The following is a 25126-nucleotide window of genomic DNA, read 5'->3' as shown; positions in this document are numbered from 1 at the left end:
CAGCGCGGCGCCGCCATAATCCGCGCGAATTTTTTAGGCCCAACCCGTCGCCTCGTCCATGAACACCACGCTCATCGTCTTCGTCGTGCTCTATCTGCTCGGCACCCTGGGCATCGGCGTGTGGGCCGGCACGCGGATCAAGAACACGACGGACTTCGCCGTCGCTGGCCGCAGCCTGCCGCTGGTCATGGTCATCACGACCACCTTCGCGACCTGGTTCGGCGCCGAGACGGTCATGGGCATCCCGGCCAAGTTCGTGCAGGGCGGCCTCGGCGCCATCATCGAGGACCCCTTCGGCGCCGGCCTCTGCCTGGTCTTGGTAGGCGCCTTCTTTGCCGCCAAGCTGTATCGCAAGAACCTGCTGACCATCGGCGACTTCTACCGCCGGCGCTACGGCAAGGGCGTCGAGGTGTTCTGCTCGCTGGCCATCATCCTCAGCTACCTCGGCTGGGTGGCGGCCCAGGTCACGGCGCTGGGCCTGGTCTTCAACATCCTGACGGATGGCGCCATGAGCGCCGAGATGGGCATGATCGTCGGCTTGGCGGCGGTGCTGGTCTACGTCGTCATCGGCGGCTTCCTGGCCGTGGCCTGGACCGACTTCATCCAGATGATCGTGCTGGTCATCGGCCTGTCGGTGATCGCCGTTTTCTCGGCCGACCTGGCCGGGGGCGCCGGCAAGGTGCTCGACCTGGCCCGGCAGAAGGAGCTCGGCAAGGTCCTGCCCAATCCGAGCTTCACGGACATCGCGATGTTCCTCGGTGCTGCGCTGACGATGATGCTGGGCTCCATCCCGCAGCAGGACGTGTTCCAGCGCGTCATGTCCGCCAAGGACGCCAAGACCGCCCAGCGCGGCGCCATGATCGGCGGCTTCAGCTACATCGCCTTCGCCTTCGTTCCCATGTTCATCGTGCTGGCCGCCGTGGCCGTGATGGGCGACAAGGCGCTGGACCTGGCCCAGAACGACTACCAGCGCGTGCTGCCCACCTTCATCATGGGCCACATGCCGCTGCTGATGCAGATCCTGTTCTTTGGCGCGCTGCTGTCGGCCATCAAGAGCACGTCGTCGGCCACGCTGCTGGCGCCGACGACGAGCTTCGTCGAGAACATCCTCAAGCAGATCCGCCCGGGCATGAGCGACAAGCAGGCGCTGCTCGCGATGCGGGTGACGCTCGTTGTCTTCGCACTCGCGGTGCTGGCCTATGCGATCGCGCTACAGGGCACGCCCATCTACGAACTCGTCAGCTCCGCCTACCAGGTCACGCTGGTCGCGGCCTTTGTGCCGTTGGTCTTCGGGCTGTACTGGAGCCGCGCCACGACGCAAGGCGCCGTGTTCTCCATCTTTGCCGGCATTGCCGTCTGGGTGGCCTTCTTCCCGCAGATCTCGACCTGGGGCGAGTTCTTCCCCGGCCAGCTTGCAGGCTTGCTGGCCGCCCTGGTTGGCATGGTGATCGGCTCGCTGGCGCCGCAGTGGCTGACCGATCGGCAGGAGCACGTCAGCCATCATCTGCAGCCCCGCCCCTGAGCCTCCCCTAAAATGGCGGGCTTTTCGCCTTTGACCGAGCCGCCATGCCCATTTACGCCTACCGCTGCAGTGCCTGTGGCCACGCCAAGGACGTGCTGCAGAAGATGTCCGACGCGCCGCTGACCACCTGCCCGGCCTGCGCGGCTGAGAGCTTTACCAAGCAGGTCACTGCCGCCGGCTTCCAGCTCAAGGGTTCGGGCTGGTACGCGACCGATTTCAAGGGGAGTGGCACAGCCGCCCCGGCGGCCGCTGCCGTGACTGGCGCTGCGCCGGCTGCTGCGGGCGACGCACCCAAGGCTGAGAAGGCCGAGGCCAGCGCGACCCCATCGACGTCGCCCTCGTCATCGTCCACGCACGGCGGCGGCTCCTGCGCCTGCCATTGAACCGGGTCAACGTGGGCGCTTCCTTCCGCAAATATCTCGTCGCCGGCCTGCTGGTCTGGTTGCCGTTGGCCATCACCATCTGGGTGCTGGCCCAGGTGCTGGACGTCGTCAACGGCGTCTTCGGCTCCATGCTGGCGGCGCTGGCCCTCATCGTGCCGGCCTCGCTGCGCGACGGCCTGCTGGAGCTGCGCCACGTGCCGGGCCTGGGGCTGGTCATCCTGGTCGGCAGCCTGCTGGTCACGGGCGTTTTCGTGGCCAACATCTTCGGCCAGTGGCTGCTGACGCAGTGGGACCGGCTGATGTCCCACATCCCCATCGTCAAGAGCATCTACAGCTCGGTCAAGCAGGTGTCGGACACGCTGTTTTCCAGCAGCGGCAATGCCTTCCGCGAGGCGGTGCTGGTGCAGTACCCGCGCGCCGGCTCCTGGACGATCGCCTTCGTCACCGGCACGCCCAGCGGCGAGGTGGCCTGCCACCTGGAAGACGAGCACGTCAGCATCTACGTGCCCACCACGCCCAACCCCACGTCGGGCTTCTTCCTCATCGTGCCGCGCACCGACATCAAGCCGCTGCAGATGACGGTGGATGAAGCGCTGAAATACATCATCTCGATGGGCACCGTCGCCCCCATGCCGCATGGCGCGCAGCCCTGCGCGGCCGCCGCCGACGCCGTGAATCGAAATCAGCCGGGCTGAACGCCCCGGCAGGCGTTCAGCCCTGAGGGCCCCGCCCCCGACAGTGCCCACCCGACACCCCCGAAAAGAATCTGGAGATCTCCATGCGTACCTGCTATGCCGGCCAAGTCAGCGAAAAGCTGCTCGACCAGACCGTGACCCTGATGGGCTGGGCCCATCGCCGCCGCGACTTTGGTGGCGTCATCTTCATCGACTTGCGTGACCGCGAAGGCCTTGTGCAGATCGTCTGCGATGCCGACCGCGCGGACGTGCTCAAGGTGGCTGAAGGCGTTCGCAGCGAGTACTGCCTCAAGATCGTCGGCAAGGTGCGCGCGCGCCCCACCGGCACCGAGAACGCCAACCTCGTCAGCGGCAAGATCGAAGTGCTCTGCCACGAGATCGAGGTGCTGAACCCGTCGGTGCCCATCCCCTTCCAGATCGATGAGGACAACCTCAGCGAGACGACGCGCCTCACGCACCGCGTGCTGGACCTGCGCCGCCCCTACATGCAGAACAACCTGATGCTGCGCTACCGCGTGGCGATGGAAGTCCGCAAGTTTCTGGACGAGCACGGCTTCGTCGACATCGAGACGCCGATGCTGACCAAGTCCACGCCGGAAGGCGCGCGTGACTACCTCGTGCCCAGCCGGGTGCATGACGGCCACTTCTTCGCGCTGCCGCAGTCGCCCCAGCTGTTCAAGCAGCTGCTGATGGTGGCGGGCTTCGACCGCTACTACCAGATCACCAAGTGCTTCCGCGACGAGGACCTGCGCGCCGACCGCCAGCCCGAGTTCACGCAGATCGATATCGAAACCTCGTTCCTGACCGAGGAAGAGATCCGCTCGATGTTCGAGGGCATGATCCGCCACGTCTTCCGCAAGAACCTCAATGTCGAGCTGGGCGACTACCCGGTCATGAAGTACTCGGAAGCCATGCACCGCTTCGGGTCCGACAAGCCCGACCTGCGCGTCAAGCTCGAGTTCACCGAGCTGACCGACGCGATGACGACGGTGGACTTCAAGGTGTTCAGCGGCCCGGCCACCACGCCGGGCGGCCGCGTCGTCGCGCTGCGCGTGCCCAAGGGCGCATCCATGAGCCGTGGCGAGATTGACGCCTACACCGAGTTCGTCAAGATCTACGGCGCCAAGGGCCTGGCCTGGATCAAGGTCAACGAGGTGGCCAAGGGCCGTGAAGGCCTGCAGTCGCCCATCGTCAAGAACCTGCACGACGAAGCCGTTGCCGAGATCCTCAAGCGCACCGGCGCGCAGGACGGCGATCTGCTGTTCTTCGGCGCGGACAAGGCCAAGGTCGTCAACGACGCCATCGGCGCGCTGCGCCTGAAGGTCGGCCACAGCGAGTTCGGCAAGGCCAACGGCCTGTTCAACGACGTCTGGGCGCCGCTGTGGCTGGTCGACTTCCCGATGTTCGAGCACGACGAGGAGAACAACCGCTGGTCGGCCGTTCACCACCCCTTCACGGCGCCCAAAGACGGCCATGAAGAGCTGATGAAGACCGACCCGGGCGCCTGCATCGCCAAGGCCTACGACATGGTGCTGAACGGCTGGGAGCTGGGCGGCGGCTCGGTGCGTATCCACCGCGCCGAAGTGCAGGCCAAGGTCTTCGAGGCGCTCAACATCAGCGAGGAAGACCAGCGCGTGAAGTTCGGCTTCCTGCTGGACGCGCTGCAGTACGGCGCGCCCCCGCACGGCGGCCTGGCTTTCGGCCTGGACCGCATCGTCACGATGATGACCAAGGCCGATTCCATCCGCGACGTGATCGCCTTCCCCAAGACCCAGCGCGCCCAGTGCCTGCTGACCGGCGCGCCGTCGCTGGTGGACGAGAAGCAACTGCGCGAGCTGCACATCCGCCTGCGCACGCCGGCGGTCTGAAATGGTCGCCCCTCGCCCAGCGTCGCCGCGCTGAGCAAGGGCGAGGCTGGTCGGTCTCCGTAGGGGCGGCTCTAGGAGGCCGACGCGGCCAGCAACTTGTCGTGGACGCCGACCTCGGGCCTCAGGCCCGTGCGGCCAAGCTCTGCTGCAGCTTCTCGTGAATGCCGCCAAACGCGCCGTTGCTCATGCACAGCAGATGGTCGCCCGGCTTGGCGGCCTTGACGACGGCAGCCACCAGCGCATCCACGTCGGCACCCACGACGGCCTGAGCGCCCATCGGCGCCAGCGCTTCCTTGGCGTCCCAGGTCAGCCCCTGCTGGTTGCAGAAGACCAGGTCCGCCTCCTCCAGCGCCCAGGGCAGTTGCGCCTTCATCGTGCCCAGCTTCATCGTGTTGGAGCGCGGCTCGAAGATGGCCAGGATGCGCTCGGCCGGCGCGATGCGGCGGCGCAGGCCGTTGATCGTCGTACGGATGGCCGTCGGGTGATGGGCGAAGTCGTCGTAGACCTTGATGACGCCGCCAGTGCGGGCAACTTCGCCGCGCAACTCCATGCGCCGGCGCACGTTCTGGAACTCGGCCAGTGCCGCAGCCGACTGCTCGGGTGACACGCCGACATGCTCGGCCGCCGCGGTGGCTGCCAGTGCATTGAGCTGGTTGTGCTCGCCGATCAGACCCCACTCGACGCGGGCTACCTTCAGGCTGCCACGCAGCACGTCGAAGGCCTGCGGCTCGCCGCGCGCGCGCAGCATGCCGGCCTCTTCCTTCTTGGCGCCGAAGCGCTGCACCTCGCTCCAGCAGCCGCGCGAAATCACTCGCTGCAGCGCCTCCTCGCGGGCGTTGACGATGAGGCGGCCATTGGCCGGCACCGTGCGCACGAGGTGATGGAACTGCGTCTCGATGGCGGCCAGGTCCGGGAAGATGTCGGCGTGGTCGTGCTCCAGGTTGTTCAACACGGCCGTGCGCGGCCGGTAGTGAACGAACTTGCTGCGCTTGTCGAAGAAGGCGGTGTCGTACTCGTCCGCCTCGATGACGAAAGTCTTCCCTGCACCGAGACGGGCCGACACGCCAAAGTTCTGCGGTACGCCGCCGACGAGGAAGCCCGGTTGCTGCCCGGCATGCTCCAGGATCCACGCCAGCATGGAGGTCGTTGTCGTCTTGCCGTGCGTGCCGGCAACCGCCAGCACATGGCGGCCTTGCAGCACGTGATCGGCCAGCCATTGCGGGCCGGAGACATACGGCAGGCCAGCGTCGAGGATGGCTTCCATAAGCGGGAAGCGCTCGCCGCGCGTGACGACATTGCCGATGACGTAGGCATCGGGTTTGAGCTCCAGCTGCTCGGCGCTGAAGCCTTCGATCAGCTCGATGCCCAGTGCTTCAAGCTGCGTGCTCATCGGCGGGTAGACGCCGGCGTCGCAGCCGGTCACGCGATGACCTGCCTCACGAGCAAGCGTCGCCAGGCCACCCATGAAGGTGCCGCAGATGCCGAGGATATGGAGATGCATGTCGATGGGCCCAAGCGAGGGCAGGGGTCAGCGCAGGGCGGTGCGAGCGGCCGAAAGCGTGGCGTCGAGGTCGACCTGCGTGTGAGCCGCTGACACGAAACCCGCTTCGTACAGGGCCGGAGCAAGATAGATGCCGGCATCCAGCATCGCGTGGAAGAAGCGGTTGAAGCGCTCCTTGTCGGTGGTCATGACCGTCGTGTAGTTCTGCGGCAGGTCCGACATCAGGAAGAAGCCGAACATGCCGCCCTCGCTGTCGGCGCTGAAGGGCACGCCGTTCTCGGCGGCAACGGTCTTCAGGCCGTCGACCAACTGCCGCGTCCGTGCCGACAGCGCCTCGAAGAAGCCCGGCTTCTGGATCTCGCGCAGCGTCGCCAGCCCACAGGCCGTGGCCACCGGGTTGCCTGACAGCGTGCCGGCCTGGTAGACACCGCCGAGTGGCGCCAGGTGCTGCATGACTTCCCGCCGGGCGCCAAAGGCCGCCAGCGGCATGCCGCCGCCGATGACCTTGCCGAAGACCGAGATGTCCGGCGCGAAGCCGGGAATCAGCCCGGCATAGTGGGCCTGGGCGCCGCCGAGGCCGACGCGAAAGCCCGTCATCACCTCGTCCAGCACCAGCAGCGCGCCATGCTGCGTGCACAGGCGGCGCATCGCGCTCACGAAGGGCAGCGAGGCGCGCACGAAGTTCATGTTGCCCGCGATGGGCTCGACGATGACGCAGGCCAGCTCAGCGCCGAGCTCCGCGAAAGCGGCTTCGAGTTGCTCGACGTTGTTGTATTCCAGGACGACCGTGTCCGCCGCCGCGCCCGGCGTCACGCCCGCGCTGGTCGGGTGGCCGAAGGTGGCCAGGCCCGAGCCGGCCTTCACCAGCAGCGCGTCGGTGTGGCCGTGATAGCAGCCCTCGAACTTGATGAACTTGGCCCGGCCGGTCGCACCGCGCGCCAGGCGGATGGCGCTCATCGTCGCCTCGGTGCCCGAGCTGACCAAGCGCACCTGGTCCATGCTGGACACGAGCTTCAGGATCTCTTCGGCCAGCTCGATCTCGCGCTCCGTCGGTGCGCCGAAGGAGAAGCCGTCGACCGCCGCCTTCTGCACAGCCTCCAGCACGGCGGGGTGGCCGTGGCCGAGGATCATCGGCCCCCAGGAGCCGATGTAGTCGACATAACGCTTGCCTTCAGCGTCGTAGATATGGGCACCTTCACCGCGGGCGATGAAGCGCGGTGTGCCGCCGACGGCACGGAAAGCCCGCACGGGCGAGTTCACGCCGCCGGGGATGACGCGCGCGGCGCGCTCGAAGAGCTCGGTATTGCTGGCCATGGAAAAAGGGGGAATGGGCTCAGTGCATGCGCCGCGGCATCTTGGGCGACGGCTCGGTTTCGGCTTCGGCCTCAAGCGGCTCGAAGGTCGGCTCGGCGCCGTCGTCGTCGTCCTCCGGCGGTAGCGCCCAGAAGAAGCGGTCGGGCACGACATTGCCCATGCCGGGCCGGAAGCCCGAGTCCAGCGACTGGTCCAGGAAGGACAGCGCCTCGCTGACCGCCGAGTGCAGCTCCGCGCCCACCGACAGCAACGCCGCCAGCGCCGCCGACAGCGTGTCGCCGGCGCCGACGAAGGAGGTCTCGAAGCGCTCGAACTTCTCACCGGTGATGGGCCCCTGCGAGTTCGCCAGCACGTTGTCGATGAACTGGTTGGGCAGCTGGATGCCGGTCACCAGCACATGCTGAGCGCCCGACTGAGCGGCGGCCACGGCCAGCTCGCGGGCCGACGGCGAACGCTCGTTGTCCCAGTCGGGCAGCAGGAAGTCGGTCAGTGTCTTGTGGTTGCCGACCAGCACCACCGTCTGCGGCAGCACCAGCTCGCGCAGCGCGTCCAGGTACTGCTGCTGGTCGTCCTCGTCGATCCAGGCGACCGAGGGTACGTAGGTCACCAGCGGCACGTCCGGGTAGTCGCTCAGCACCTCGGCCACGGCGCTGACGGCCTCGGCGTTGCCGAGGAAACCGACCTTCCAGGCCGTGATGGGTACGTCTTCCAGGATGTGGCGCGCCTGCTCGGCGACGATGTCGGCGTCGAGATTCTCGTGTTCGAAGATCTCGGCCGTGTCGCGCAGCACGATGGCCGTGACGACCGGCAGGCAGTGCGCGCCCATGGCCGCGATGGTGGCTACATCACCGGCCAGGCCGCCCGCGCCGGAGGCATCGCTGGCGTTGAAACTCATCACGCAAGCGGGCGGCGGGCTTTCTTGTTCGTCCTGCAGTTGGTCGACCTCAGGGGTAGGGGAGAGGGGATTTGGGCTCATGGGAGGTCGTGGCGGTCGCGGCCGAAGAGCTGCCGAAAAGCGTGAAGTCTGCCGCTAAAAGGGCGTTTTCTGGGCCCTAGGCACAGGCGTTTGCCCTCAGCATTGCGCTTCTGAGCACTGGCTAGAATCAGCCGATTGTAGTGAGCAAACTCTGAGCGACACGTGAGCGAACCCAGTACCTGGATGTGCCTGATCTGCGGATGGATCTATGACGAAGAAACGGGTGACCCCGATCATGGCATTGCGCCCGGCACCAAGTGGGTCGATGTGGATATGAACTGGGTCTGCCCAGACTGCGGCGCGCGCAAGGAAGATTTTGAGATGGTGCGCATCTGACGCGCCTTTGCAAGCCGCCGAGTAGGCCCGGACCCGAGCTCAAGCTCCGAGGAGACAAGGTTTGAACGAGCAAGTTTCCGCTGCAGGCCCGACCCGGGTCCTGGTCATTGACGACAGCAACACCATTCGCCGCAGCGCCGAGATTTTCCTGAAGCAGGGCGGCCATGAGGTGGCCCTGGCCGAGGACGGCTTCGACGCGCTGGCCAAGCTGGGCGACTTCCGGCCCGACCTCGTTTTTTGCGACATCCTGATGCCGCGACTTGATGGCTACCAGACCTGCGCCATCATCAAGCGCAACCCGGAGTTCTCGGGCGTGCCGGTCATCATGCTGTCGTCCAAGGACGGCCTTTTCGACAAAGCGCGCGGGCGCATGGTGGGCTCGCAGGACTACCTGACCAAGCCTTTCACCAAGGACCAGTTGCTCCAGGCGGTGCTGCAACACCGTCGGCAAGAAGCGCGTACCTAAAGAGATCTGCCATGAGCATTCACAACATCCTGCTGGTTGACGATTCCAAGACCGAACTTCACGCCCTCTCCGAGATGCTGGTCAAGCGCGGCTACAGCGTGCGCACGGCCGAGAACGGCGAGGAGGCGATGAAGCGTCTGGCCGAGGCCAAGCCCGACCTGATCCTGATGGACGTCGTCATGCCCGGCCAGAACGGCTTCCAGCTGACCCGTGCGATCACGCGCGACGAGCGCTACCTCGGCGTGCCCGTCATCATGTGCACGAGCAAAGGCCAGGAGACCGACAAGGTCTGGGGCATGCGTCAAGGCGCCAGCGACTACGTCGTCAAGCCCGTCAAGGCCGAAGAGCTCTTGGCCAAGATCAAAGCCCTCGGCTGAAGCCACAGGGCGCTGACATGGCGAACAAGACTGCACTGCGTGAACTGCAACAGCGCCTGGCCGAGCGCATGCAGGCCGCGCGCGAGACCACCCTCATCGCCAGCTGGCTGGCTGTCGAGTCCGCGGGCGTTGGCCTGCTGTTCTCGCTGAAGCAGGCCAGTGAAATCTTCGCGCCGGTGCCCATCAAGCCTGTGCCCTACGCCAAGCCCTGGCTGGCCGGCGTGGCCAACCTGCGCGGCGGCCTGTTCACGGTCGTGGACCTGGCCGTCTATCTCGGCCTGCGCGAGGTGGCGGCCACCCGCGCCGTGGCACCCCAGGCCCGGCTCGTGTCGCTGAGCACCGAGCTGAACCTGAACTGCGCGCTGCTGGTCGACCGCTTGGCCGGCCTGCGCAGCGACGAACAATTGCCGCTGGCTGCCGAGCAGCCCGCTGGGCCACTGCCGCGTTTTGCTGGCGCCCTGCGCCGCGACGAGGCCGGCCGCCACTGGCAGGAAATCAATCTGGAAGCGTTGTCAAAGCAGGAGAACTTCCTGCACATCGTTGCGTGATGCGCGCTTCCTAGCTTCAAAGCCTGCGCAGGTACGCGGGCACCACAAACACTGAAGAACGAGGGTCAGATGAGCCTGCTGGACAAGATCAGGGGAAAGTCCGAAGTCGATGAGTCGCCGATGGCGACGCGTGAGGCTCCCGATACGACCATCGACTCGCGCGGCGGCGCTGGTTTCGACGCGACCCGCAACGCCGACTCCACGCTCGCCGGCATCGAGGTGCCCGTGCGCACCGTAGCCTTCGTGCGGGAGGATGCACCGTCCATCATCTCGCCGGCCATGCCGACCGAGCCGGGCCCGAACAGCGAGTTCCCGGCCAGCTCCCTCAATTTTGCGCACACGACCAGCCAGGCGGCCGACTCGGCGACGCTGACTTCGGCTCCGTCGACAGGCGCCGAGAAGCTGGGCGACCTCGTTGGCCGCCACCGCCAGACGGTGCTGACCGGCCTTGTTGCCCTGGGCCTGCTCGGTACTGCGGCGTCCGTCGGCCTCGTGCTCGTCAACTCCAACCGCAGTGCGGCGCAGGTGCGCGCGGCGGGCCAGGCGCTGATGCACTCGCAGCGGATGGCCAAGTCGGTGTCTGCGGCGCTGGTGGGCAACCCCGCGGCTTTCGCGGAATTGCGCGAGTCGGTGGGCACGCTCAGCGGCGTCGTCAACAACCTGCGTACCGGTGTGGGTGAACTGAAGGTCGCGCCGGCCAGCGTGCAGCCGACGCTGAACTCGCTCATGCCTTTCGTCCAACGCGCCGAGAAGAACGGCGCGATCGTTCAGAACCAGGAAAAGATCCTGACCCAGGTCGGCCAGGCGCTGCGCGCCATTAACCGCCAGTCCAGCGACCTGCTCGAAAGCGCCGAGGCCGTGTCATCTCAAGCGCTGCAGATCGGCGCCACGGCGGGCGAGGTCTCCGCAGTCGGCCAGTTGGTCATGCTGACCCAGCGTATCGGCAAGAGCGCCAATGAGTTCCTGACGCAGGAAGGCGTGAACCCCGAGGCGGTGTTCCTTCTGGGCAAGGACTTGAACTCCTTCAAGCTCATCACCGAGGCCCTGATCAACGGCAGCCCCGAGTTGCGCCTGAACGCCGCGCGCGACCCGCAGCTGAAGGAACGCCTGCAAACCCTGCTGAAGCAGTACGAGCAGACCCGCACGCAGGCGGCTGCCATTCTGGGCAACCTGCAGGGCCTGGTGTCGGCCCGTGAGGCGCAGACGGCCATCCTGGGCGACTCGGAACCCCTGCGCAAGAGCCTCGAGCAAGCCGCGTCCGAGCTGGAGACGTCCGGCGGCGCCGGTTGGGGCCTGATCCTCTTGCTGGTGGCCTCGCTGGCTGCCCTCGTGGCCGGTGCCTTCGGTTTCCTGCGGCTCTTCGTGGCCGATCAGTCCGAGCGTGCGGCGCTGGCCGAATCCCAGCAGCGCGACGCCGAAGCCCAGGAGCAAGAGGCCAAGCGCGTCAACGACGCCAACCAGGCGGCCATTTTGCGTTTGATGAACGAACTGTCCTCGGTCGCTGAAGGCGACCTGACGCAGCAAGCCACCGTGACGGAGGACATCACCGGCGCCATCGCCGACTCGGTGAACTACACGGTGGAAGAACTGCGCAACCTGGTCGGCCAGGTGCAGATGACGGCAGCCCGTGTGACGGATACGACCGGCGCGGTCGACCAGACGTCCACCGACCTGCTGGCCGCGTCCAAAGAGCAACTGCACGAGATTCGAGCCACCGGCGAGGCCGTGCTCGGCATGGCGAGCCGAATCACCGACGTGTCTGCCCAGGCGCAGACTACGGCCGGCGTGGCGCGCCAGAGCCGGCAGGCCGCCGAACAGGGCCTGGCCGCGATGCAGAACAACATCGCCGGTATGAACACCATCCGGGACTCCATCCAGGAGACCTCCAAGCGCATCAAGCGCCTGGGCGAGTCTTCCCAGGAAATCGGCGAGATCACGGAGCTGATCTCGGACATTACGGAACAGACCAACGTGCTGGCCTTGAACGCCGCCATCCAGGCCGCGTCCGCCGGTGAAGCCGGCCGCGGCTTCTCGGTGGTTGCGGAAGAAGTGCAGCGACTGGCCGAACGCTCCGGCGACGCGACGCGCCGGATTGCCGCGCTGGTCAAGACCATTCAGACCGACACCCACGACGCCGTTGCCGCCATGGAGCGCTCGACGCGCGGGGTGGTGGAAGGTACCCAGCTGTCCGACGCGGCCGGCCGCGCGCTGGAAGACATCGACAGCGTGTCCCGCCAGCTGGACGGACTGATCGGGCAGATCTCCACACAGGCGCAACAGGAGGCCGAGCACGCCAACGAGGTGGCATCGAACATCCAGCACATTTTTGCGGTGACGGAGCAGACCTCCGAGGGCACACGCTCCACCGCCCAGATGGTGCATGAGCTGTCCCGTTCCGCCGAGGCGCTGCGTGCGTCCGTGTCCCGTTTCAAGGTCGCCTGACATGAGGCCCCTCGCCAAGTCTTGCCGCGCTGAACGCGGGCAAGCCCAGTCGCTCCCCCGAGGGGACGGCGATGCTCGCGGTATCGAACCGCAAGCACATCGCCCAACGCGGGCCGGCTTGGGAGCGGCCCGGCGCTCGGCCCGCAATACCCGCATTTCATCCATTGGGGTGGCGCGTGGCGCCGTGAATCACTGATATGGACAGCTCCCTGAGAGACTCCGAACTCCCGGCCGACCTCAGCCCACTGGCGTGGGTGCAGGAGGAATTGCGCCGTTCGCTCGAGGCGGTGCACAAGACGCTGCGCCGCCTCGTTCGCGACGGCAGCGACAACCGCCTGACGGCCTTCGGCACCGACACCCAGCCCAGCGTGCCGCTGCAGCAGGCTGCGGCCCAGCTCCACCAGGTCAGCGGCGTGCTGTCGCTCGTCGGCCTGCCGGCCGGCGCGGCTGTGCTGCGCGCCGCCGAGACGGCCGTCGGCCGCCTGGCCGAGCGTCCGCTTGAGGTCGAGGCCAGCACGGTCGACACCATCGAGCGTGCCGACTTCGCCCTGCTCGCCTACGTGGCCCGCCTGCTGGCCGGCAACAAGACCTCGACGCTGGCCCTCTACCCCAGCTACCGCGAGCTGCAACTGCTCAACGGCGCCGAGCGCGTGCATCCGGCCGACCTGTGGCAACACGACTGGGCCTGGCGCAGCGTGCCGATCGAGAACGGCGTGCTGCCGCGTTCGCCCGAGGCCGTGCGCGCGCCCTTCGAGGCCGCCTTGCTGCGCCAGATGCGCGAGCCCGGTTCGGCGCATGCGGCCCATCTGTCCGGCCTGTGCGCCGGCCTTTCGGCGGCCTTGCCCGCCGGCCAGGGCCGCACGCTGTGGCAACTCGCCGCTGCCGTCTTCGAAGGCCAGGCGCTCAAGCTGCTGCCGAGTGACGGCTACACCAAGCGACTGGGCTCCAAGCTGCTGCATGAGCTGCGCCTGATTGGCGCCAGCGGCCGCGGCGAGCAGGACGATCCCCAGCGCGAACGTCTCGCCCAGGACTTGCTGTTCTTCTGTGCCCAGTGCCGCGTCACCCAAGGTGCCGGCCCGCGCCTGGCGGCCGTGCACGAGGCCTACCGCCTCGGTGACGAGCACGTCGGCGACTATGAAGACGCCAGCCTCGGCCGCATCGATCCGGCCTGGGTCATCCAGGCCAAGCGCCGCGTGATGGCCGCCAAGGAGGGCTGGTCCAGCGCCGCCGAGGGTGACCAGCACCGCATCGGCAGCCTGGACGAGCAGTTCGCCGGCCTGGCCGAGTCTTTGACACGCCTGTTCCCGAGCGGCGAGGTGCTGGCCCAGACGCTGCAGCGCGCCGTCGTCGCGACCTTGCGCTCGCGCAGCACGCCGCCGCCCGCGTTGGCGATGGAAGTTGCCACCAGCCTGCTCTACGTCGAGGCCGCGCTTGAAGACGCCGCCTTTGACCAGCCCGAACAGGCCGAACGCGTCCGCCGTCTGGCGCGCCGCGTCGAGGCCGTCGCCCACGGTCAGCCGGCCGAGCCGCTGGAAGGCTGGATGGAGGAGCTCTACCGCCGCGTCTCCGACCGCCAGACCCTGGGCAGCGTCGTTCACGAATTGCGTGCCAGCCTGTCCGAGGTCGAGAAGCAGTGCGACGACTACTTCCGTGACCCAGCTCGCCGCGAGCTGCTCATCCCCGTGCCTGGACAGTTACAGACCATGCGCGGTGTGCTCAGCGTGCTGGGCCTGGATCAGGCCGCCCAGGCCACGCTGCGCATGCGCGACGAGGTGGACAGCCTGGCCAGCACCGAGATCGACTTCGAGCGCGCGGCTGCGCGCGGCGTTTTCGAGCGTCTGGCCAACAACCTCGGCGCCCTGGGTTTCCTCATCGACATGCTGAGCGTGCAGCCGGCCCTGGCCAAGCGCATGTTCGAGTTCGACGAGTCCACCGGCCGCCTGGATGCCGTCATGGGCCGCCGTGACGGCGCCGTCGAGCTGCCTGACTTCGAGGCCAGTGGCTTCCATGTCGACATGGGCGACGAGCCCGTTGATTCATCGTCATCGCACGTGGCCACGCAGCCGCTGCGCATCGACCTGGCGTCGCTGGACCTGCCCGACCTCAGCCTGCCGGACCTGGATCTGTCTGAATCGGCCCCCGCCCCCGCCCCCGCCCGCGTGTCAGCGCCCGCCCGAGCCCCGGCCGAACCGAGCGTTGCAGACGACCCGGAGATGCGCGAGATCTTCCTGGAGGAGGCCGAGGAAGTCATCGGCAATGCCCGCGCCGCGCTCGCCACGCTGCGCGAGGCCCCGGCCGACCATGGCCAGCTCACCATCATCCGCCGCGCCTTCCACACCCTTAAGGGCAGTGCCCGCATGGTGGGTCTGAACGAATTCGGCGAAGGCGCCTGGTCGTGCGAACAGCTCTACAACACCCGACTGGCCGAGCACTCGCCGCACGCTGATGCAGCGTTGCTGGGCTTCACGGTCGAGGCGCTGGACTACTTCACCCACTGGCGCGAACAGATCGCCGGCAACGAGCCCGGTCAGAGCTCGCCCGAGCCGCTGCGCCGCAGCGCCGATGCGCTGCGCCTGAATGGCGAGCAGCTGCCGTTGACACCGGCCGGTTCGTCGAGCGAAGTCGACCTGCCGCTGGAACCCGAAGGTGGCGTCGAGGTCATCGAGTTCGACATCGATCCGATGGCCGAGGCAGCACCGGAGCCCGAGCACATGCCCGAGCACATGCCCGTGCCCCAGGGCCTCGACATCAGCCTGCCGGCCGCCGACGAAGCCGAGAGCTTCGCGCCGGACTTCCTCCTCGACCTGCCCGAGCCGGCCGCTGCTGACGTGCTTGCCGCCGAGGTTGCGCTGGCCCTGCCCGAGGAGGAGCCCACGCTGGACTTCAGCGAGCACCCGACCGAGCTGATGCCGCATCAGGCAGAAACCACCCAGCCGATGCCGCTGGCGGCTCCCGACGAATTGACGCTGGCCAACTTCCGCCTGGAGCTCGATCTGGACGAGCCCGCCGCCGAGCCGCAGCCGCTGCCTGCCGGCGAGCCGCCGCAGCAGCCCGAGGAAACCACGCTGGTCATTCCGGCGCTGCAGCCGCTCGAAGCCGAACCCGAGGCCGAGGCCGCCGTCGAGGAGCCCGACACCGAACTGCTCGAGGCGGACGAAGGCTACAAGGTCATCGGCTCGCTGCGCATCAGCATCGCGCTGTTCAACATCTTCCTGAACGAGGCCGACGAGCTGTCCCGCAAGCTGTCCATTGGGCTGGCCGAATGGTCGGTAGAGCAGCACCACACCGTGCCGCAGAGCTGCGAGGTGCAGGCCCATGCGCTGGCCGGCAATGCCGGTACCGTCGGCTATGACGATCTCTCCGCCCTGGCGCGCGAACTCGAGCACGCGCTCGGCCGCGCCCAGCGCGCCGTCGGCTACGAGCCGGAGGATGCCGAACTCTTCGTGCGCGCCGCCGACGACATCCGCCGCCTGCTGCACCAGTTCGCTGCCGGCTTCCTGAAGCCCAACGATCCCGACGTCATTGCCCGCCTGCACGCCTATCAGCCGCAGGAAGAGCCCCTGACGGCGGCCGCCCCGCTGGACGACCGGCCCATGCCTGTCCCCGCGCTGCATGACACCTTCGCCGGCGACCTCGAGGCCTTCCAGCCGGAAGGCCCGGCCACGCAGGCAGCGCCTCTCGTCGATGCCCCGGCTTTGCCGGCGCTGGCGGCTGCTGGCTTCGAACCCGAGCCCGAAGCCGGCCTGCCGGACAACATCGAGCCCGAGCTCTATCCGATCTTCGAAGAAGAAGGTCGCGACCTTCTGCAAGACCTGCACGGCGCCTTGCGCGACTGGCTTGCCGAACCGGGCGAGCTGGGCCGCTCCGACGCCTGCATGCGCGCCCTGCACACCTTCAAGGGCGGCGCCCGTCTCGCCGGCGCCATGCGCCTGGGCGAGCAAGCCCACAACCTGGAGTCGGCCATCGAGGCTCTGCTGCAAGCCGGCACGGCCGACCACGGCCAGGTCCAGGCGCTGCAGCATGACGGCGATGCGTTGGAGCACGCCTTCGAGGAACTCGGCCGCAGCCTGAGCGCGCCCGCCACCGTTGCACCGGTGGCGACACCCGTGGCGGCCCCCGTCGTCGCTGCGCCGGCCCCCGCGCCGGTGGTGGCACCGGAGCCGGAGTCTCGCTACGAGCCGCTCGCCCGTTTCGCGCAGCCGGCGCCGGTCGTCGAGGAGGTCGCGTCCGAGCCGGCCCGTCAGATCGACTGGAGCCGCTTCGCCGACAACACCGAGGTCGCTGCCGGCAGCGACAACCTCGCCATCGGCCAGGCCCTGGTGCGCGTGCGCGGCAGCTTGCTGGAGCGCATGGCCACCCAGGCCGGCGAGGTCAGCATCCGCCGCGCGCGCATGGAGTCCGAGCTGGCCCAGATGAAGGGCGCGCTGCTCGACCTGGACGACAACCTGGAGCGCCTGCGCACCCAGCTGCGCGAGCTGGACCTGCAGGCCGAAGCCCAGATGCATGCCCAGCAGGAGCTGGCGCAGCAGGGCGGCCGCGAGTTCGACCCGCTGGAGTTCGACCGCTACACCCGCTTCCAGGAACTGACCCGCATGCTGACCGAGTCGGTCGGTGACGTGGCGACGCTGCAGCGCACGCTGAGCCGCAACGTGCAGGCCGGTGAAGACGAACTGGCCGCGCAATCGCGGCTGACGCGCGAGCTGCAGGACGACCTGCTGCGCACCCGCCTCGTCGACTTCGATTCCGTTGGCGAGCGCATGCACCGCGTCGTGCGCCAGGCCGCGCGCGATGCCGGCAAGCAGGTCAAGCTGGAGATCACCGGTGGCCAGACCGAGCTGGACCGCTCGGTGCTGGAACGCACGGCAGGCGCCTTCGAGCACCTGCTGCGCAACAGCGTCGCGCACGGCATCGAGGCACCGGAAGTGCGCGTGGCCGCCGGCAAGGAGGCGGCCGGCACGTTGCGCATCGAGGTGGGCCAGCACGGCAACGAAGTGCGGCTGAATTTCGTCGACGACGGCGCCGGCCTGAACCTCGCCCGCATCCGTGAGCGTGGCCTGCAGTTGGGCCTGATCGCGCCGGATGCCGAGCTCGATGACGCACAGCTGCGCCGTCTCATCTTCGCGCCCGGCTTCTCCACGGCCAGTCAGATCACCGAGCTCAGCGGTCGCGGCATCGGCATGGACGTCGTGCGCGCTGAAGTCGGCACGCTGGGCGGCAGCATCGAAACCACGTCCACCACTGGCAAGGGCACCAGCTTCCTGCTGCGCCTGCCGCTGACCACGGCGCTCACCCAGGTCGTGTTGCTGAAGAGCGCCGAGCAGGTGGTGGCCGTGCCGGCGGCGTTGATGCAGTCGGTGCAGCGCGTGCCCGTTGATGCGGTCGAGGCGGCCTATGCCACCGGCAAGCTGCAGCACGGCGGCGCCGAGTTGCCGTTCTACTGGCTGGGCGGCCTGCTTGGCCACGGCGGCCGCGGCCACACCCACGGCAAGCATGCAGCCGTCGTGCTGGTGCGTAGCGCTCAGGCCTCGCTGGCGCTGCACGTGGACGAAGTGGTTGGCAACCAGGAAGTCGTCGTCAAGAACCTCGGCGCTCAGCTCAACCGGGTGCCGGGCCTGGCGGGCATCAGCCTGCTGGCCTCTGGCGACGTCGCGCTGATCTACAACGTCGTGGCCCTGGCCGACTGGTACGGCGCCGACGCCCAGGCACGCCTCGCGGCGGCGCGGGGTGAGTTGTCCGAGCACAAGCCGGTTGCACCGGACGCCGAGGAACTCGTGCTGGCGCCGCTGGTGCTGGTGGTCGACGACTCGTTGACCGTGCGCCGCGTGACGCAGCGCCTGCTAGAGCGCGTGGGCTTTCGTGTCACGCTGGCCAAGGACGGCCTGGATGCGATGGAAAAACTGTCGGGCGACGAGCTGCCCTCGGTCGTGCTGTCGGACATTGAAATGCCCCGCATGGACGGGTTCGACCTGGTGCGCAACATGCACGCCGATTCGCGCCTGGCCAAGCTGCCGGTCATCATGATCACCTCGCGCATCGCCCAGAAGCACCGCGACTACGCGGCCCAGCTCGGCGTTGACCACTACCTCGGCAAGCCCTATGACGAAGAGCATCTGCTGGGGTTGATCCGGCAATACACGAAATCTGCGGTGGTAGTCTGACGGCATGTCCCAGGTTGTCGACCATCTTGCGGAGCTGACCGGCTTCCGTGACCGTGACGTCATGGACGTCACGCTCGTCATGGCGCTGCGCGACCTGCTCGAGCCCGAGTCGGCCGCCATCTACCGTGCCGTCGGTGAGCCCGGCCAGGAACGCTGGCTGACCCGCGCCCACCTGCGCGCGGGTGACGCCGTCGCCACGGCCGACCCGCTGTGGGCCAAGCCCGAGACGCTGCCGCTCGTGGCCACCCATCCGCTGCGCCTGGAGGCCATGCGCACTCGCAGCGTCACGCAGGTGGCCCAGGGCGGGAAGTGGCTGTACCTGTTTCCCATTGCCACGGATCGCGACGTCATCGGCGTCATCGAGATCCTGTCCACGCGCCGGCTCGGCACGGGCGCGCAGCGCATGGTCAGCAGCGTGCTGCGGATCTATCACAACTTCCAGGGCCTGCTCGACTACTCCGAGCGCGACACGCTGACCGGCCTGCTCAACCGCAAGACCTTCGACGAGAGCTTCCTGAAGGTGCTCTCCGACATCCCGGCTCGGCCGGCGGCCTCCCATGAGGCCGAGGACCGCCGCCATGAACCGGCCCAGCAGCACTACGTGATCGGCGTCATCGACATCGATCATTTCAAGACCGTCAATGACCGTTTCGGCCACCTGATCGGCGACGAAGTGCTGCTGCTGCTGTCGCGCCTGATGCGCGGCTCCTTCCGCTTCCACGACATGCTCTACCGCTTTGGCGGCGAGGAGTTCGTCGTCTTGATGCGTTGCGACGAAGAGATCCACGCAGGCGAGGCTTTCGAGCGCCTGCGCCTGAACACCGAGCGTTATGTCTTCCCCCAGGTCGGCTGCATCACTGTCAGCATCGGCTTCACCGAAGTGCGCAGTGGCGACGGGCCGGCAACCGCCTTTGAGCGCGCCGACAAGGCCGTCTACCACGCCAAGGGTCACGGCCGGAACCAGGTTCACAACTACGCGGCGCTGGTGGCCAGTGGCTTGATCCAGGAAACCGTCCAGCACGACAACAGCGACGCCGAGCTGTTCTAGACCTTCCGGGTCTTCACGACCGCATAGCGCGCCAGCGTCCGTTCCCGGGCCACGGCGTGGTCGACGACCGGCCTTGGATAGTCCACCCCCTGCATCGCCAACGGCGCGCGCTCCCAGGGCGCGTGGATGGCCTTGGCGTCGATGCCGGCCAGCTCCGGGCAGTGGCGGCGGATGAAGCGGCCCTCGGCGTCGAACTTCTCGCTCTGGCTGGTCGGGTTGAAGATGCGGAAATAGGGCTGGGCGTCGCAGCCGCTGCTGCTGGCCCATTGCCAGCCGCCGTTGTTGGCGGCGAGGTCGTAGTCCAGCAACTGCTGGGCGAAGTAGGCCTCGCCCCGCCGCCAATCAATGCCGAGATCCTTGGTCAGGAAGCTGGCCGTGATCATGCGCAGGCGGTTGTGCTGGTAGCCGGTCTGGTTGAGCTGGCGCATCGCGGCGTCCACCAGCGGGTAGCCGGTGCTCCCGAAGCACCAGGCCTGGAACAGCGTGTCGGCATGCTCGCCTGTCTCCCACGCGATGCCGTCGTACTCGGGCCGGAAGGCCGCGCCCATCGCGTGCGGGTGGTGGTGCATGACCTGGTGATAGAAGTCGCGCCAGATCAGCTCCGACAGCCAGACCTCGGCGCCGTGGTCGCCGCCCTGCATCAACTGATGGGCGATGCGCGCCAGCCGGCGGATGGACACCGTGCCGAAGCGCAGGTGCACGCTCAGGTAGCTGGGGCCCTTGACGGCGGGGAAGTTGCGCTTCTCGTCGTATTGGTCGATGCGGTCCAGGAAGTCGTCCAGCAGCGCCTCGGCGCCGCGGCTGCCCTGGCCAACGTGTTCGGTCAGCCCGGCCGGCTCGAAGCCGATGTCCTTCAGCGAGGGCACGCCCTTGGCCAGCGTCGTCTTGGCAAACGCATGCGTGCGCCGCTCGACCGGGTAGCTGCTGAGGTAGAACTCATCCACCTTGCGCAGCCAGGCGTTCTTGTAGGGCGTGAAGACGCCATACGGCCCGCCCGCAGCCGTCATCACTTCGCGGCGCTCGAAGACGACGTGATCCTTGAACGTGCGCAGCTCGGCGCTAAAGGTTTTCAGCCGCTCGGCCACCAACGCGTCGCGCAGCAGCGCCTGCGGCTCGTCGTCGTGGTTGGCGAACACCGCCTGCGCGCCCAGCTCAGCGGCCAGCTTCGGGATCTCGTCCGTAGCAAAGCCATGGCGCACGATCAGCGCCCCGCCGAGCCGGCGCAGGTCTTCGTCCAGCGCCTGCAGCGCGCCAAGGATGAACTCGACGCGCCGGTCTGCGCGGGGCAGGGTGTCGAGGATGTCGCGGTCCAGGATGAAGGCGCAGAAGACTTGCTTGGCGCTGGTCAGCGCACGGTAGAGCGCGGCCTGGTCATCGGCGCGCAAATCGCGGCGGAACCAGATCAGCGCGCGGTCCAGAACGGGTTTCATCCCTGAAGAATAAAATGCCCCGCATGCCTGCCGCCCGGATCGTCCTGACCAATCAATTCCTCATCGCCATGCCCGGCATGGCCGACGAGGCCTTCGCAGGCACCGTGATCTACCTCTGCGAGCACAACGACAACGGCGCCCTGGGCCTCGTCATCAACAAGCCCATCTCGCTGACGCTGGGCACGCTGTTCGAAAAAGTCGAGCTCAGCCCGCCCAGCGACCCGCTGGCCGAGACGCCCGTCTATTACGGTGGGCCGGTGCAGACCGACCGCGGTTTCGTGCTGCATGAGCCACTGGACGAGCAGGGCGGCCACTACAACGCCACGCTGGCCGTGCCCGGCGGGCTGGAGATGACGACCAGCCGCGACGTGCTCGAGGCGCTGTCCAACGGCGCCGGCCCGCGCAAGATCCTCGTCACGCTCGGCTACAGCGGCTGGGCCGCCGGCCAGCTCGAAGAAGAGATCGGCCGCAACGGCTGGCTGACGGTGGACGCCTCGCCGGAAATCATCTTCGACACGCCGGTGGAGCTGCGCTACGAGCGTGCCCTGGCGCTGCTGGGCGTGGACCGGCGCATGCTCAGCTCGGACGCGGGCCACGCGTAACGTGAAGCCCCTCGTCCAAGGCTTACCTTGGCCGGTCCCCCGAGGGGACGGCGATGCTTGCGGCAGCGAACCGCAAGCACATCGCCATGGCGGGCCGGCTTGGGAGCGGCCCGACGCTCGGCCCGCAAGTTCCGGGTGGTTCGATGTGCAGCGGGTTCGTTGAAATGAAGCCCGACGCCTTAGCGACGACGCACCAGTTCTTTCTTGCTTTTGACTTCGGCACCCGTCGCATCGGCGTGGCCTCGGGCACGCGCCTGCTTGGCGCCGCCGAACCGCGCGGCACGGTCAAGAGCGGCGACTTCTCGGCAATCGCGGCGCTCGTCAAGACCTGGCAGCCCGACGCCCTCGTCATCGGCGTGCCGCGCTACCCCGACGGCGTGCCGCACGAGATGACGACCAAGGCAAGGAACTTCGGCCGGCGCCTGGCCGGGCGCCATCACCTGCCGGTCTTTGAGGTGGACGAGCGCTACACCAGCGTCGAAGCCGAGGCCGAAGGCGCGCATGACGTGGACGCCGCCGCAGCCGCCCTGATCCTCGAACAATTCTTCAGAGAACATCCATGAGTGAACTGCTGCTCGACGCCGAGGCGCTGTACCTCGAACTCAAACGCGGTGTGCAGCGGCTGCTGACACCCGAGACCGCCCTCGTCGGCATCTGGAGCGGCGGTGCCTGGCTGGCGGAGCGGCTGGCGGCCGACCTGGGCGTCGCGGCCGGCACCATCTCCAGCGCCTTGCACCGTGACGACTTCGGCTCGCGCGGCATGGCCAAGGCGGACCACACCAAGCTGCCCTTCGACGTCAACGGCCGCGACATCCTGCTCATCGACGACGTGCTCTTCACCGGCCGCACGACGCGGGCGGTCATCAACGAGCTGTTCGACTTCGGCCGCCCAGCCAGCGTGCAACTGGCCGTGTTGGTGGATCGCGGTGGGCGGCAGTTGCCGATCGAGGCGGCCTTCTCGGCTGCGCGGGTGACGCTCAACAGCGAGCAGAGCCTGCGTCTGATCCGCAACGAGGCCGGCGCCTTCAGCTTTGAGGTGAAGTGATGCTCAGCAAACGCAACCCTCAACTCAACAAGCACGGCGAGCTGATCCACCTGCTGTCCACCGAAGGCCTGCCGCGGGCGGTCATCGAGCAGATCCTGGACACGGCCGGCAGCTTCCTTTCTGTCAACGACCGCGAAGTCAAGAAGGTGCCGCTGCTGCGCGGCAAGTCGGTGTTCAACCTGTTCTTCGAGAACAGCACGCGCACGCGCACCACCTTCGAGATCGCCGCCAAGCGCCTCAGCGCCGACGTCATCAACCTCGACATCGCGCGCAGCTCCACCGCCAAGGGCGAGACGCTGTTGGACACGGTGGCCAACTTGAGCGCCATGCACGCCGACATGTTCGTCGTGCGCCACAGCGAGAGCGGCGCGGCGCACCTGATCGCCCAGCACTGCGCGCCGCATGTGCACGTCGTCAACGCCGGTGATGGCCGCCATGCGCACCCGACGCAGGGGCTGCTGGACATGTACACGATCCGGCACTTCAAGGGCGACTTCCGCAACCTGACGGTGGCCATCGTGGGCGACATCGTCCACTCGCGCGTGGCCCGGTCGGACATCCACGCGCTGAACATCCTGGGCGTGCCCGAGATCCGCGCCGTCGGCCCCAAGACCCTCGTGCCGGGCGACCTGCGCGACATGGGCGTGCGCGTCTGCCACGACATGGCCGAAGGCGTGAAGGATGCCGACGTCATCATCATGCTGCGCCTGCAGAACGAGCGCATGAACGGCGGCATGCTGCCCAGCAGCGGCGAGTTCTTCAAGCACTTCGGCCTGACGCCCGACAAGCTGCGCCTGGCCAAGCCCGACGCCATCGTCATGCACCCGGGCCCGATCAACCGCGGCGTCGAGATTTCGTCGAGCGTCGCCGACGGCAAGCAGAGCGTCATCCTGCCGCAGGTCACCTTCGGCATCGCCGTTCGGATGGCGGTGATGGCCATCCTCGCTGGGAACGAAGCATGAGGATGACCCACCCCCGCGGCGCTACGCGCCACCCCCTCAAGGGGGCACTCTCGGCCGCCCGGCAAAGCCGGATCGGCGAGAGTCACTGGATGAGCGGCGGCGCTGCGCGCGCCTGTTCTGGCTTGGCGTTGGAGTGCTGCAAGTGAAGATCCTTATCAAGAACGGCCGCCTCGTTGACCCGGCATCCGGGCTCGACCGCATCGGCGATGTCGCCATTGCCAATGGCCGCATCGTGCACCTCGGCGATGTGGGTGACTTCGGCGCCGAGCGCACCGTGGACGCGACCGGCCTCATCGTCGCGCCGGGTCTCGTGGACTTGTGCGCCCGCCTGCGCGAGCCGGGCCACGAGCACGAAGGCCTGCTGGAGAGCGAGCTCGCCGCCGCTGCCGCCGGCGGCGTGACCAGCCTCGTCTGCCCGCCCGACACCGACCCCGTGCTCGACGAGCCCGGCCTTGTCGAGATGCTGAAGTTCCGCGCCCGCAAGCTGAGCCGCTGCCGCCTCTTCCCGCTCGGTGCGCTGACGCGCCAACTGGGCGGCACGGCACTGACCGAGATGGCGGAGCTGACGGAGGCCGGCTGCATCGGCTTCTCGCAGGCCGAGGTGCCGATCAAGGACACGCTGGTGCTGAGCCGCGCGTTGCAATACGCAGCCACCTATGGCTACACCGTGTGGCTGCGCCCGCTGGACGCCTATCTGGGCGGCGGCGTCGCGGCCAGCGGCGCGGTGGCCACGCGGCTGGGCCTGTCCGGCGTGCCGGTCAGCGCCGAGACGGTGGCGCTGCACACCCTCTTCGAGCTGGTCCGTGCGACCGGTGCGCGTGTACACCTGTGCCGCTTGAGCAGCGCTGCCGGTGTCGAGCTGGTGCGGGCCGCGAAGAAGGAAGGCCTGCCCATCACGGCCGACGTGTCGATCAACTCGCTGCACCTCAGCGACGTCGATATCGGCTACTTCGACTCCGCCATGCGCCTGACGCCGCCGCTGCGCCAGGGCCGCGACCGCGATGCGCTGCGCGCCGGCCTGGCCGATGGCACCCTCGACGCGCTGGTTTCCGACCACATGCCCGTCACGACGGACGAAAAGGCCGTGCCCTTCGCCGAAGCCACGCCGGGCGCGACCGGGCTGGAGCTGCTGTTGTCCTTGAGCCTGCGCTGGGCCCAGGACTCCGGCCTGCCGCTGCAACGTGCGCTCGCTGTCATCACTGCCGAGCCGGTGCGCGTACTGGGCAACGCGCTGGGGTCGCTTGCTGCCAGCGCGGGCCGTTTGGTGGAAGGCGGCGTGGCCGACGTCTGCGTGTTCGACGCGGGCGCCAGCTGGGCCGTCACGCCCGAGCTGCTGGCCAGCCAGGGCAAGCACACGCCGTTCGCGTTCGCGTCCAGTGGCTTCGAGCTGCCGGCGCGCGTGCACTGCACGCTGGTGGCGGGGCACATCGCTTACACCGCTGAATGACGCCCA

At 67.9% G+C, this 25126-nt stretch carries 20 protein-coding genes; 16 read left to right on the top strand and 4 right to left on the bottom strand.

Going from position 1 to position 25126, the window contains the following annotated elements; all coding sequences use genetic code 11:
- The first annotated feature begins 58 nt into the window (after positions 1-58).
- The 4 genes from ABIS05_RS26430 to aspS all read left to right on the top strand — a co-directional run bounded on the left by ABIS05_RS26430 (position 59) and on the right by aspS (position 4468).
- Positions 59-1522: a sodium:solute symporter family protein gene (locus ABIS05_RS26430; protein WP_348011585.1), complete on the top strand. Its 1464-nt coding sequence runs from the start codon at positions 59-61 to the stop codon at positions 1520-1522.
- A gap of 44 nt (positions 1523-1566) precedes the next feature.
- Entirely contained in the window at positions 1567-1905 is a 339-nt protein-coding gene (locus ABIS05_RS26425; protein ID WP_348011584.1) for an FmdB family zinc ribbon protein, read from the top strand.
- A gap of 11 nt (positions 1906-1916) precedes the next feature.
- On the top strand, positions 1917-2600 hold the full coding sequence (locus tag ABIS05_RS26420) for a DUF502 domain-containing protein (protein ID WP_348063366.1): 684 nt from the start codon (positions 1917-1919) through the stop codon (positions 2598-2600).
- An 83-nt stretch (positions 2601-2683) separates the two neighbouring features.
- Positions 2684-4468, top strand: a complete 1785-nt coding sequence (gene aspS / locus ABIS05_RS26415; RefSeq protein ID WP_348011582.1) for an aspartate--tRNA ligase — start codon at positions 2684-2686, stop codon at positions 4466-4468.
- 121 nt (positions 4469-4589) lie between these two features.
- On the opposite strand, the gene mpl is transcribed toward aspS, so the two are convergent.
- The 3 genes from mpl to ABIS05_RS26400 are packed head-to-tail and all read right to left on the bottom strand — an operon-like array spanning position 4590 to position 8259.
- Positions 4590-5969: a UDP-N-acetylmuramate:L-alanyl-gamma-D-glutamyl-meso-diaminopimelate ligase gene (gene mpl / locus ABIS05_RS26410; protein WP_348011581.1), complete on the bottom strand. Its 1380-nt coding sequence runs from the start codon at positions 5967-5969 to the stop codon at positions 4590-4592.
- A 27-nt stretch (positions 5970-5996) separates the two neighbouring features.
- Positions 5997-7283, bottom strand: coding sequence for a glutamate-1-semialdehyde 2,1-aminomutase (hemL, locus tag ABIS05_RS26405; protein ID WP_348011580.1), 1287 nt, complete (start codon positions 7281-7283; stop codon positions 5997-5999).
- Positions 7284-7302: 19 nt separating this feature from the next.
- Positions 7303-8259: a bifunctional hydroxymethylpyrimidine kinase/phosphomethylpyrimidine kinase gene (locus ABIS05_RS26400; RefSeq protein WP_348011579.1), complete on the bottom strand. Its 957-nt coding sequence runs from the start codon at positions 8257-8259 to the stop codon at positions 7303-7305.
- 183 nt (positions 8260-8442) lie between these two features.
- On the opposite strand from ABIS05_RS26400, the gene ABIS05_RS26395 reads away from it, so the two are divergent.
- From ABIS05_RS26395 to ABIS05_RS26365, 7 genes are all read left to right on the top strand, one after another.
- Entirely contained in the window at positions 8443-8595 is a 153-nt protein-coding gene (locus ABIS05_RS26395) for a rubredoxin (RefSeq protein WP_348011592.1), read from the top strand.
- A 61-nt stretch (positions 8596-8656) separates the two neighbouring features.
- Complete coding sequence (locus tag ABIS05_RS26390) at positions 8657-9061, top strand: response regulator (protein ID WP_348011578.1); 405 nt, start codon at positions 8657-8659, stop codon at positions 9059-9061.
- Positions 9062-9072: 11 nt separating this feature from the next.
- The gene (locus ABIS05_RS26385) at positions 9073-9438 is read left to right on the top strand and encodes a response regulator (protein WP_348011577.1); all 366 of its coding nucleotides are present in this window, start codon (positions 9073-9075) and stop codon (positions 9436-9438) included.
- A 17-nt stretch (positions 9439-9455) separates the two neighbouring features.
- Positions 9456-9986, top strand: a complete 531-nt coding sequence (locus ABIS05_RS26380) for a chemotaxis protein CheW (RefSeq protein ID WP_348011576.1) — start codon at positions 9456-9458, stop codon at positions 9984-9986.
- A gap of 69 nt (positions 9987-10055) precedes the next feature.
- Positions 10056-12428: a methyl-accepting chemotaxis protein gene (locus ABIS05_RS26375; RefSeq protein WP_348011575.1), complete on the top strand. Its 2373-nt coding sequence runs from the start codon at positions 10056-10058 to the stop codon at positions 12426-12428.
- A gap of 197 nt (positions 12429-12625) precedes the next feature.
- The gene (locus ABIS05_RS26370) at positions 12626-18586 is read left to right on the top strand and encodes an Hpt domain-containing protein (protein WP_348011574.1); all 5961 of its coding nucleotides are present in this window, start codon (positions 12626-12628) and stop codon (positions 18584-18586) included.
- Positions 18587-18590: 4 nt separating this feature from the next.
- Complete coding sequence (locus ABIS05_RS26365) at positions 18591-19634, top strand: GGDEF domain-containing protein (RefSeq protein ID WP_348011573.1); 1044 nt, start codon at positions 18591-18593, stop codon at positions 19632-19634.
- Here the strand turns inward: ABIS05_RS26365 and ABIS05_RS26360 are convergent.
- Positions 19631-21064, bottom strand: coding sequence for a deoxyribodipyrimidine photo-lyase (locus ABIS05_RS26360; protein ID WP_348011572.1), 1434 nt, complete (start codon positions 21062-21064; stop codon positions 19631-19633). The two genes, ABIS05_RS26365 and ABIS05_RS26360, sit on opposite strands and share 4 nt — an antisense overlap.
- 23 nt (positions 21065-21087) lie before the next feature.
- Between ABIS05_RS26360 and ABIS05_RS26355 the strand changes: the two genes are divergently transcribed.
- The 5 genes from ABIS05_RS26355 to ABIS05_RS26335 all read left to right on the top strand — a co-directional run bounded on the left by ABIS05_RS26355 (position 21088) and on the right by ABIS05_RS26335 (position 25120).
- Positions 21088-21666: a YqgE/AlgH family protein gene (locus ABIS05_RS26355; RefSeq protein WP_407074859.1), complete on the top strand. Its 579-nt coding sequence runs from the start codon at positions 21088-21090 to the stop codon at positions 21664-21666.
- A gap of 164 nt (positions 21667-21830) precedes the next feature.
- A complete protein-coding gene (gene ruvX, locus ABIS05_RS26350) occupies positions 21831-22229 on the top strand; it encodes a Holliday junction resolvase RuvX (RefSeq protein ID WP_348011570.1) in 399 nt (132 codons plus the stop codon).
- A complete protein-coding gene (gene pyrR / locus ABIS05_RS26345; RefSeq protein ID WP_348011569.1) occupies positions 22226-22711 on the top strand; it encodes a bifunctional pyr operon transcriptional regulator/uracil phosphoribosyltransferase PyrR in 486 nt (161 codons plus the stop codon). Before ruvX ends, pyrR begins: the two co-directional genes overlap by 4 nt.
- Complete coding sequence (locus ABIS05_RS26340; RefSeq protein ID WP_348011568.1) at positions 22711-23673, top strand: aspartate carbamoyltransferase catalytic subunit; 963 nt, start codon at positions 22711-22713, stop codon at positions 23671-23673. The genes pyrR and ABIS05_RS26340 overlap by 1 nt, the downstream gene beginning before the upstream one ends.
- A gap of 142 nt (positions 23674-23815) precedes the next feature.
- Positions 23816-25120 (top strand): dihydroorotase, encoded by a 1305-nt coding sequence (locus ABIS05_RS26335; RefSeq protein ID WP_348011567.1) that lies wholly within the window; start codon positions 23816-23818, stop codon positions 25118-25120.
- Positions 25121-25126 lie beyond the last annotated feature (6 nt).

The organism is Roseateles sp., assembly GCF_039929605.1.
In the GTDB taxonomy this organism is placed as follows: Bacteria; Pseudomonadota; Gammaproteobacteria; order Burkholderiales; family Burkholderiaceae_C; genus Pelomonas.
This window is presented reverse-complemented; position numbering and strand designations above follow the sequence as displayed.

What these genes read in the sequence shown, in the direction of transcription:
- ABIS05_RS26360 (WP_348011572.1), bottom strand. Translation starts at nt 21,064, where the DNA reads ATGAAACCCGTTCTGGACCGCGCGCTGATCTGGTTCCGCCGCGATTTG.
- ABIS05_RS26340 (WP_348011568.1), top strand. Translation starts at nt 22,711, where the DNA reads ATGCTCAGCAAACGCAACCCTCAACTCAACAAGCACGGCGAGCTGATC.
- ABIS05_RS26370 (WP_348011574.1), top strand. Translation starts at nt 12,626, where the DNA reads ATGGACAGCTCCCTGAGAGACTCCGAACTCCCGGCCGACCTCAGCCCA.
- ABIS05_RS26400 (WP_348011579.1), bottom strand. Translation starts at nt 8,259, where the DNA reads ATGAGCCCAAATCCCCTCTCCCCTACCCCTGAGGTCGACCAACTGCAG.
- hemL (WP_348011580.1), bottom strand. Translation starts at nt 7,283, where the DNA reads ATGGCCAGCAATACCGAGCTCTTCGAGCGCGCCGCGCGCGTCATCCCC.
- ABIS05_RS26430 (WP_348011585.1), top strand. Translation starts at nt 59, where the DNA reads ATGAACACCACGCTCATCGTCTTCGTCGTGCTCTATCTGCTCGGCACC.
- ABIS05_RS26355 (WP_407074859.1), top strand. Translation starts at nt 21,088, where the DNA reads ATGCCTGCCGCCCGGATCGTCCTGACCAATCAATTCCTCATCGCCATG.
- aspS (WP_348011582.1), top strand. Translation starts at nt 2,684, where the DNA reads ATGCGTACCTGCTATGCCGGCCAAGTCAGCGAAAAGCTGCTCGACCAG.
- ABIS05_RS26375 (WP_348011575.1), top strand. Translation starts at nt 10,056, where the DNA reads ATGAGCCTGCTGGACAAGATCAGGGGAAAGTCCGAAGTCGATGAGTCG.
- ABIS05_RS26385 (WP_348011577.1), top strand. Translation starts at nt 9,073, where the DNA reads ATGAGCATTCACAACATCCTGCTGGTTGACGATTCCAAGACCGAACTT.
- ABIS05_RS26365 (WP_348011573.1), top strand. Translation starts at nt 18,591, where the DNA reads ATGTCCCAGGTTGTCGACCATCTTGCGGAGCTGACCGGCTTCCGTGAC.
- pyrR (WP_348011569.1), top strand. Translation starts at nt 22,226, where the DNA reads ATGAGTGAACTGCTGCTCGACGCCGAGGCGCTGTACCTCGAACTCAAA.
- mpl (WP_348011581.1), bottom strand. Translation starts at nt 5,969, where the DNA reads ATGCATCTCCATATCCTCGGCATCTGCGGCACCTTCATGGGTGGCCTG.
- ABIS05_RS26395 (WP_348011592.1), top strand. Translation starts at nt 8,443, where the DNA reads ATGTGCCTGATCTGCGGATGGATCTATGACGAAGAAACGGGTGACCCC.
- ABIS05_RS26380 (WP_348011576.1), top strand. Translation starts at nt 9,456, where the DNA reads ATGGCGAACAAGACTGCACTGCGTGAACTGCAACAGCGCCTGGCCGAG.
- ruvX (WP_348011570.1), top strand. Translation starts at nt 21,831, where the DNA reads ATGAAGCCCGACGCCTTAGCGACGACGCACCAGTTCTTTCTTGCTTTT.
- ABIS05_RS26425 (WP_348011584.1), top strand. Translation starts at nt 1,567, where the DNA reads ATGCCCATTTACGCCTACCGCTGCAGTGCCTGTGGCCACGCCAAGGAC.